This is a genomic window from Phyllobacterium sp. P5_D12 (genome assembly GCF_054049495.1).
In genome coordinates, this window is sequence record NZ_JBFUMG010000168.1 from 1 (window position 1) to 8,822 (window position 8,822).

An 8,822-nucleotide genomic window follows, 5' to 3' on the forward strand; every position below is an offset into this window, starting at 1 on the left:
GGGTATTGCCGTAGCAGCTGTCGACCATCAGCAGATGATCACCTGGCGAGAGGAAAGCGAGAAGCGGTACCGTCACTGCCGCAAGACCCGAGGGCACGAGAACTGTTCCGGCAGAGCCCTCCAGTTCATCGATCGCGCGGCGCAAAGCATCGGTGGTCGGTGTTCCATGCGTGGCATAGGTATATTTCTGGCTGTGACTAGCCATGGTTTGCGCATCTGGAAACAGCACGGTAGAGGCATGGACAACAGGCGGATTGACGAAGCCGTGATAGTCGCGTGGATCATAGCCACCATGGGCAAGCCTTGTATTGATTCCGAGTAGTTTCGGTTGCTTATCCATGAGATCGTCTCCACATCTTGTATGCTCTACGAGATGTCGATAATGCCACCGCGTGCTTGTTGCAACAGGAGAGCAGGCTGATTGACTGGAAAGACAAGATGACGAAGCCACACAATCAGGAACAAACGCAATCCGCCTTGACCCGGGTCGGTCACTCCGTTGTCCGCTTTCTGCGCCGCATCAATTCTCCCGCTTATCCGGGTTCTCCGCCCGCGTGGACGAACGGCATGTTCATGGCTGTGGTTCTCATCTTCTTCCTCATTCTGCTGATTCATCCCTATGACGCGCTCCTGTCGCGCACGCTGTCGACCTATGAGCCCCTTAATGGTGTCCGGCATCTGACAGATATCGGCCTGTCGCAATGGTATCTCATTCCGGCCTTTGCCATTGGCGTGTGCCTGATCGGCATCGATTGGGGGAATATTGCCAAGGACCGGCGTGCCCGCTTTGGCCTCGTCTATGCACAGGCGACCTTCGCTTTCTGGGCTATAGCTTTATCTGGGATCCTGACCAATATTGCGAAGTTCCTTATCGGCCGGGCGCGCCCAAAATTCATCGATACGCTGGGCGCCAACAGTTTTTCACCGTTCGAAGCCGGGTATAATTTTGCGAGTTTTCCGTCTGGTCATTCAACCACGATGGGCGCGGTTGGTGGTGTACTGGCTCTGTGGTTCCCGCGCTGGCGGATGCCGATCATCCTGGCGACTATGTTCATCGCCTTGACCCGAGTCTTTGCCCGCGCTCACTATCCGACAGATGTCGTGGCCGGTTATACGCTCGGCTTTCTGTTCACGATTGTGCTGGCACGATTCCTGGCCGGACGCCGTACCGCCTTCGTCTTCGGGAAAAGCCAATTCTGGCCTTCTATGCGGTTCAGCGAGCGTTTTTGGTAACAAAATGCAGGTCTGAACAACAAATGATCCAAAAATCTCTTCGTGAGCAGTCGAAAGTCTAACATTGCTATAATATTGAGCAAAGATTATCGCTTGACCAAAGCGTCAGAATGGCCTTCGATAGCCGTGTGAATGGGAGACATATTGGGCCCTTTTTTTGGGGGCGCGGGGAGCGATCCGCCAATATGATTTTTCCTCTGTGGGAACTATGGGCATCAACCTAAAGGGTCAAATCGTTATGAAAAATCTTGTTTTGAAGGGCGCTCTGGCAGCCTCGGCGCTCGTCCTTCTGGCGAACGCAGCTTCAGCTGCCACACTGGACGACGTCAAGAAGAAGGGCTTCCTTCAATGTGGCGTCAACACCGGTCTTCCAGGCTTCGCTTCACCGAATGACAAAGGCGAATGGTCGGGTTTTGACGTTGACTATTGCCGCGCAGTTGCTGCTGCCGTTTTTGGTGATCCGACAAAAGTAAAATATACGCCATTGTCCGCGAAAGACCGCCTCCCTGCATTGCAGTCGGGCGAGATCGACGTTCTCATTCGCAACACGACCTGGACTCTCAGCCGCGACGAACAGGGCTTTGATTTCACCGGCGTCAACTACTATGACGGTCAAGGCTTCATGATCAACTCGAAGAAGTTGTCGGGTATCAATTCCGCCTTGCAGCTTTCGGGTGCTTCGGTCTGCGTTCAAGCGGGCACGACCACCGAGCTGAACCTTGCCGACTATTTCAAGGCGAACAAGATGGAATACAATCCCGTCGTGTTCGAGAAGGTTGAAGAGGTCAATGCTGCATACGATTCAGGACGTTGCGATGCCTATACGACAGACCAGTCCGGTCTTTATGCGTACCGCCTCGCGCTAACAGCGCCGGATGATCACATAGTTTTGCCTGAGATCATTTCAAAGGAGCCGMTCGGACCTGTCGTACGCCAGGGTGATCAGCAATGGGCCGACATTATTCGCTGGACTCATTATGCCTTGTTGACTGCAGAAGAACTTGGCATCACCAAAGCCAACGTCGAGGAATTGGCCAAGGGCGACAGCCCTGAAGTCAAGCGTGTGCTTGGTCAGGAAGCCGGGACAAAGCTTGGGACTGATCTTGGTCTGACCAATGATTGGGTCGTAAACATCGTCAAGGCCGTCGGCAATTACGGCGAAATTTTCGACAAGAACCTCGGTTCCGGAAGCCCGCTCAAGATTGCACGCGGCATCAATGCCCAGTGGAGCAAGGGGGGCCTGCAGTACGCGATGCCGATCCGCTGATTACTTGAAGCAATTCCAGCAAAAATGGGAACTGGAATTGCGTCAAACAAAGTGATCTTTTGAAAATCAGGTGGGGAGGCCCGGCCTCCTCACCTACCATAATAAAAAACAATAAGAACAAGCATTTACAGAAATGAGGGGCCAATGGCATCACAGGATATTACGCCTGTCGGCAAAGACAGCGCCAAGGTATCACTTTTAAACGATCCGAAATTCCGCGGTTATATTTTTCAGGCGGTGGCTGTCCTTGTGATCGCCGGCCTCGTGTACTGGATGGTCAACAATACAATCGCCAATCTCCAGCGTGCCAACCTTGCATCGGGCTTCGGGTTTCTGGACGGTCGCTCCGGTTTCGATATCAGCAGTAGTCCGTACCTGGCTTATTCGAGTGACTCGACTTATTTGCAAGCCCTGTGGGTCGGCATTCTCAACACGCTGACAGTTGCTTTCGCCGGCATCATCACCGCCACGATCATCGGTTTCATCATCGGTATCGGCCGGCTTTCTCACAACTGGCTGATACGCAAGATTTGCACGGTTTACGTCGAGGTTTTCCGCAACATTCCGCCACTACTGGTTATTTTCTTCTGGTATTCCGGCGTTTTGTCGGTGCTCCCGCAGGCCCGTCAAAGCATCAGCCTGCCGTTCAACACGTTCTTGAACAATCGCGGCTTTTTCTTCCCTGCGCCTGTCTTCGGTGAGGGCRCGTGGCTTGCAGGGGTTGGCCTTCTGGTTGGCATTGCCGGCACATTCTTCGTGCGGCGCTGGGCCTATAAGCGGCAGATGGCGACTGGACAACAGTTTCCTGTCGGCTGGACCTCGCTTGGATTGATTGTCGGACTACCAGTCCTGGCGCTCGCCATCAAGGGTTTCCCGCTGTCGTTCGACTATCCGGTCCTCGGCGCTTTTAATTTGAAGGGCGGATCTCAGGTCGGTCCGGAGTTCATGTCGCTCTTTTTGGCCTTGTCCTTTTATACCGCTGCCTTCATCGCCGAAATCGTTCGCGCCGGCATCCGCGGCGTCGGCAAGGGCCAGAGCGAGGCCGCTCATGCTCTGGGATTGCGCGCAGGCCCGACGACGCGGCTCGTGGTCGTGCCGCAGGCAATGCGCATCATCATCCCGCCTCTGACGAGCCAATATCTCAATCTGACCAAGAACTCGTCCCTTGCCGTTGCGATCGGCTATCCAGATCTGGTTGCAGTGGGCGGGACGATCCTCAATCAGACAAATCGTTCTATTGAAGTCGTTACCATCTGGCTGGTGGTCTATCTCAGCATCAGTGTTCTGACATCGCTCTTCATGAACTGGTTCAACGCCAAAATGGCACTGGTGGAGCGCTGATCATGGTAGATAGTAATTTAAGCTTTGTCCGTACCGAAATGCTTCAAGGGCAGACACCGCCGCTGGCCGAACGTGGCGTGGTCAAATGGGTGCGCACCAATCTCTTCGCCACGCCCATCGATTCGGTACTTACGATTTTCGCGCTTCTGATCATTGCGTGGTTCCTGCCCCCGGTGATCAGATGGGCGTTCATCGAGGCGTCGTGGGCCGGACCTGACCGGTCGGTCTGTGCGACCGTTGCGCAGGGCGGTATCCAGCCGGAAGGCTGGTCTGGCGCCTGCTGGGCCTATGTGAATGCCAATTTCAACCAGTTCATGTATGGCCGCTATCCGATTGAGGAACATTGGCGCGTCAATCTCGTGGGCATTATGTTTGTGCTGCTTCTTGTTCCGCTGCTCATTCCCAAAGTGCCCTACAAGGCGCTCAACGCCGTCACGTTCTTCTTCATTTTCCCGATCGTGGCGTTCTTCCTGCTCGTTGGCGGCTGGCTTGGCCTTTCCTATGTCGAGACACCATTGTGGGGCGGTTTGCTGGTCACGCTGGTGATATCCTTCGTCGGTATTTGCGTTTCCTTGCCGCTTGGAATCATTCTGGCGTTGGGGAGGCGGTCGAAACTGCCTGTTATCAAGATGCTGTGCGTCATCTTCATCGAGACGATCCGCGGTATCCCGCTAATAACCGTCCTCTTCATGGCAAGTTACATGCTGCCGCTGTTCCTCCCGCCGGGCGTGACATTCGACAAACTGCTGCGTGCCCTGATTGGTGTGGCGCTGTTCGCCTCCGCCTACATGGCAGAGGTCGTGCGCGGCGGTCTTCAGGCGATCCCCAAGGGTCAATATGAGGGTGCCGATTCACTCGGCCTTGGCTATTGGCAGAAAACGAGGCTGATTATCCTGCCGCAAGCGCTGAAGCTGGTGATACCCAGTATCGTCAACACCTTCATCGGTCTGTTCAAGGATACGAGCCTTGTTTCCGTCATCAGCATGTTCGATCTCCTCGGAATCGTGAAACAGCACTTTGCCGATGCCAATTGGGCATCTCCGCAAACACCTATTTCCGGCCTGGTCTTCGCCGGATTCGTCTTCTGGATTTTCTGTTTCGGCATGTCGCGTTATTCCCTGTTCATGGAAAACCGGCTCGATACAGGACACAAACGCTAAGGAGCATATGCTTATGACCACTGAAAACATCATCGACCCGGAAGAAATCCATGTCGACCGCTCGCTCCTCCACGTTTCAAAGACGGACGTAGCTGTTGAAATTATCAACATGAACAAGTGGTATGGCGACTTTCACGTTCTGAAGGACATCAACCTGAAGGTGATGCGCGGTGAGCGCATTGTCATTGCGGGTCCTTCCGGTTCGGGCAAGTCCACCATGATCCGCTGTATCAACCGTCTGGAAGAGCATCAAAGCGGCAAAATCCTTGTCGACGGCATCGAGCTCACCAGCGATCTGAAAAAGATCGACGAGGTGCGCCGCGAAGTCGGCATGGTGTTCCAGCACTTCAATCTTTTCCCGCATCTGACGATCCTCGAAAACTGCACGCTCGCGCCGATCTGGGTGCGCAAGATGCCGAAGAAAAAGGCCGACGAGGTGGCGATGCACTTTCTGGAACGCGTCAAGATCCCGGAACAGGCCAATAAATATCCGGGCCAGCTCTCCGGCGGTCAGCAGCAGCGCGTGGCAATTGCCCGGTCGCTCTGCATGAATCCGCGTATCATGCTGTTTGATGAACCGACTTCGGCACTCGATCCGGAGATGATCAAGGAAGTGCTGGATACGATGGTCCAGTTGGCCGAAGAAGGTATGACGATGGTTTGCGTCACCCACGAGATGGGCTTTGCCCGTCAGGTCGCAAACCGCGTGATCTTCATGGATCAGGGTCAGATCGTCGAGCAGAATGAACCGGCAGCATTCTTCGACAACCCGCAGCACGAGCGCACGAAACTGTTCCTCAGCCAGATCCTGCACTAGCAGTCCTGGAACGAAATTTCGCGATTTATTGCGGCGGCCAAACCGGCCGCCGTCTCTTTACGATTTTCAATTCCACATTTTTGACAAATCCATTTCATCGGAATTCTTATGACGGAAAATCTTCGGGAACCACGCAGGGACGAATTGGAAGATCAGGCGACAAAGCTCAAGACGCAAAAAAGTGAGATTGGCAAGTATGTCGCGGGAGCGTTTGATCGCCTATCGACGGCGGCTATAGTCCTGGGATTTATAGGGCCCGTGGCCGGTATCGCCACGAACCCCTCATCGATACACCAATTCGATTGGGAAAAGACAATTTGGCTCATTGTTGCCTCTCTCGTATGGATTGTGATATCAATCGTACTGCATATGTTTGGTAGAAATACCTTAAGGAAGGGGCTGAGTTGAATGGAAATTTATGCCATTTACATGACGATCGTCCCTTTGATCATTTGGGTCGTTGCTTATTTCTACTACAAATATGAGATGAACCAAATGCAGGAGACTGACGTTCGCATCGCCGAAATCACCCGCGAGTTGAAACGGCGTGGCAACCCGGCCGAATAACACTCAAACCTGTTCTTTTCGCTCTTCCGCATCAAATCCGTACAGCCAGTCAAATCCCTTGATGAACTTTTCGACCGGACGGTTGCGCAGCAGGATATTACGCGCAACGGCCACCGGTCCCTTTGCATGATAGGCGAGGTGGTTGAGCGCTCCGCGCCTGACAACTGCGCTGATACGCTTCGTCCGGGCTCTGCTGAACCGGGCGAGGGCAGAGGGCCAGGCGGCACGGTCCGCGCTCAACACATCAGCCAGTGCGCACGCATCTTCGATGGCCATCGCTGCACCCTGTGCCGCATACGGTGTCATGGCATGCGCAGCGTCGCCAATCAGCACCACACGTTCCTCGGCCAGGAATCGGCATTTCTTCATCTCGAACAGCCGCCACGGCGTCCAGGGACGACCCGCCCGCATGACATCGCGTAGTCCCACATGCCAAACGGCGAATTCCCGGATGAAATTCTGGCTCGGGCTCTCTGGATCGACAGGAACGGGCCATCGGTTGCCAGCCTGATGGTCGGGCGCAACCGCTACGAAATTGATCATCTGGCCGGAACGGATCGGATAAGCGATCAGATGCGCGTTGGGGCCAGTCCAGGCGACGACGTTAACCCCTGGTGGCAACAGTGTCTTGAACGATTCCGGCAGTTGGTCGACCCCTAGTGATGATCGCCATGCGACCATGCCGGTATAACGCGCACGGTCCGCGTCGGAGACGGCGGTGCGCAAGTTCGACCACACGCCGTCTGCGCCGACCAGCAGCGCGCCGCGGTGTTCTTCGATGCGGTCATGATATTGCACACGGACGAGCATGCCCTGGCTGTCTGCCTTGCGCTGCGTCACGGTCGACTGCAGCTGTATCGCGATGTTGGGCTGGCTGCGCGCGAGGGTGAGCAAAGTGTTCTGCAAATCGGCGCGGTGACAAACGATATACGGCGCACCCCAGCGCTCTTTCGCTTGTTCGCCAATCGGCAACCGTAGCAACGCGCCGCCGCTCGTTCCATCCTGCAAGCAGACGGCTTGCGGTTCGACGGATGCGTATTGCAGCTGTTCCATCGCGCCGAGCCGGGCGAGAAGCCGTGTCGCGTTGGGGGAAAGCTGCAATCCGGCACCGATTTCGGCGAGCGCCGCGCTTTTCTCAAATATCTGGACATGAAAGCCCTTGGCGCTCAACGCAAGGGCAAGAGTGAGGCCAGCAATACCTGCACCGGCAATGATGATCTGATCAGGATTTGGTATTCGCCTGTTTCGTTCTGTTTTCAGATCGATTAGCGCTGCTTTCAAGCGGCCTTATCCACATAGGTGCAACCCTCGGGAACGGTCACATCGGCGGCAAGTGATCCGTCATATCGATAAAGTGTAGAGCAGTAGGGGCACACCTTCTCATTGTCATCGCCGAGATCGAGGAAAACATGCGGGTGGTCGAAAGGCGAATTGGCGCCGACGCACATGAATTCCTTCACTCCGATGGCGATGCTTGCATGTCCTGCGCTGTTCTGGAAATGAGGGATGCTGTGTCCAGCCATTATTCGCTCCTGAAATCTTCGCCAAGCGCGCATCGCGCCCATTCGCTTTGTCTTAAAACAAAAGGCGCGCAAAGGAAACGCGTTCTATGTCGCAGTATTGTTTCTGCATTCGCGAAACTGTACGAATCCCGGAGGCACCCCACCGGGAGGTCAACTATCCTCTCAAGCCGGGCTGCTTGAATGGTTATTTCAAAGTAGAAGCAGATGCCTTTTGCCGGGACTTTGGAACGGCTGCGTAGCCCGGGGAGACATATTCCACAATGCGAATATGACCATTGCGTTTGTTGTCTGGCCTTCGGGCCGCGTCTGTTACGACAGCGCGATCTGCGGGTACAATTGTCAGGCCGACGTTTAATGTTTGGGCATACGCCGAAGATATGCCAAAAAATATTGCGATAAGGACGAAGGCACGAAGAACGGAAATAATTTTTTCCATAGCCGCTCCAGTGAAGTTCATGCATTCAAGCAGGAATTCCAATAGGTTAACGCCGATACGTTATAAAAAGTCCAATCAAAGGTCCGGGCATCGGATTAAACATTRCCCTCGGCCAGTCCCGGCCACGGGCATTCATTGCCCCACTAATAAATGACCATGTTCTCCGTGTATTGTCGAGTTAATCTGTCAGTTATTGTTAATATGCTCGGCGCAAATTAGTTTAAATTTGCTAATTATTTCAGCAGCTAAATAATTCGCAGAAGATCGATCGGTTCTGCTTTCTGCCGATGGATTTGACTCGAATTCACCGGGTAGAACGATTCCATTTGGATGTTTTTCGCTCTAGAGTGCGATTTAGCGGTATGATGACGATTTCAAGACGCTTGCTATCAAACTGTCAAAAGACTTGTCTAGGGTGAGCGCCTAAGACCATTTCCAAAGCGCGCCGAAGGGTCTTCCATTTTTAACGGGACGTTTT

General features: G+C 54.1%; 10 protein-coding genes. 6 read left to right on the forward strand and 4 right to left on the reverse strand.

The features are described 5' to 3' along the window. Window positions 1–340 (reverse strand): PLP-dependent transferase (locus ACXJ5O_RS12935; RefSeq protein ID WP_457300240.1); only part of this gene is annotated, 340 nt, incomplete at its 3' end. A gap of 98 nt (window positions 341–438) precedes the next feature. Between ACXJ5O_RS12935 and ACXJ5O_RS12940 the strand changes: the two genes are divergently transcribed. The 6 genes from ACXJ5O_RS12940 to ACXJ5O_RS12965 all read left to right on the forward strand — a co-directional run bounded on the left by ACXJ5O_RS12940 (window position 439) and on the right by ACXJ5O_RS12965 (window position 6,385). Beyond that, window positions 439–1,233: a phosphatase PAP2 family protein gene (locus ACXJ5O_RS12940; protein WP_457300241.1), complete on the forward strand. Its 795-nt coding sequence runs from the start codon at window positions 439–441 to the stop codon at window positions 1,231–1,233. A gap of 238 nt (window positions 1,234–1,471) precedes the next feature. Then, on the forward strand, window positions 1,472–2,500 hold the full coding sequence (locus tag ACXJ5O_RS12945; protein WP_457300242.1) for an amino acid ABC transporter substrate-binding protein: 1,029 nt from the start codon (window positions 1,472–1,474) through the stop codon (window positions 2,498–2,500). A 144-nt stretch (window positions 2,501–2,644) separates the two neighbouring features. Further along, the gene (locus ACXJ5O_RS12950) at window positions 2,645–3,841 is read left to right on the forward strand and encodes an amino acid ABC transporter permease (protein WP_457300243.1); all 1,197 of its coding nucleotides are present in this window, start codon (window positions 2,645–2,647) and stop codon (window positions 3,839–3,841) included. 2 nt (window positions 3,842–3,843) lie between these two features. Beyond that, complete coding sequence (locus ACXJ5O_RS12955) at window positions 3,844–5,001, forward strand: amino acid ABC transporter permease (protein WP_457300244.1); 1,158 nt, start codon at window positions 3,844–3,846, stop codon at window positions 4,999–5,001. A 13-nt stretch (window positions 5,002–5,014) separates the two neighbouring features. Next, window positions 5,015–5,818: an amino acid ABC transporter ATP-binding protein gene (locus ACXJ5O_RS12960; RefSeq protein ID WP_271893603.1), complete on the forward strand. Its 804-nt coding sequence runs from the start codon at window positions 5,015–5,017 to the stop codon at window positions 5,816–5,818. A gap of 408 nt (window positions 5,819–6,226) precedes the next feature. Beyond that, complete coding sequence (locus tag ACXJ5O_RS12965; RefSeq protein ID WP_457300245.1) at window positions 6,227–6,385, forward strand: hypothetical protein; 159 nt, start codon at window positions 6,227–6,229, stop codon at window positions 6,383–6,385. Between the two features lie 3 nt (window positions 6,386–6,388). On the opposite strand, the gene ACXJ5O_RS12970 is transcribed toward ACXJ5O_RS12965, so the two are convergent. The 3 genes from ACXJ5O_RS12970 to ACXJ5O_RS12980 all read right to left on the reverse strand — a co-directional run bounded on the left by ACXJ5O_RS12970 (window position 6,389) and on the right by ACXJ5O_RS12980 (window position 8,344). Further along, the gene (locus ACXJ5O_RS12970) at window positions 6,389–7,666 is read right to left on the reverse strand and encodes an FAD-dependent monooxygenase (protein WP_457300246.1); all 1,278 of its coding nucleotides are present in this window, start codon (window positions 7,664–7,666) and stop codon (window positions 6,389–6,391) included. Beyond that, the gene (locus ACXJ5O_RS12975) at window positions 7,663–7,908 is read right to left on the reverse strand and encodes a zinc-finger domain-containing protein (RefSeq protein ID WP_224505865.1); all 246 of its coding nucleotides are present in this window, start codon (window positions 7,906–7,908) and stop codon (window positions 7,663–7,665) included. Before ACXJ5O_RS12975 ends, ACXJ5O_RS12970 begins: the two co-directional genes overlap by 4 nt. A gap of 184 nt (window positions 7,909–8,092) precedes the next feature. After that, window positions 8,093–8,344: a hypothetical protein gene (locus ACXJ5O_RS12980; protein WP_457300247.1), complete on the reverse strand. Its 252-nt coding sequence runs from the start codon at window positions 8,342–8,344 to the stop codon at window positions 8,093–8,095. Window positions 8,345–8,822 lie beyond the last annotated feature (478 nt).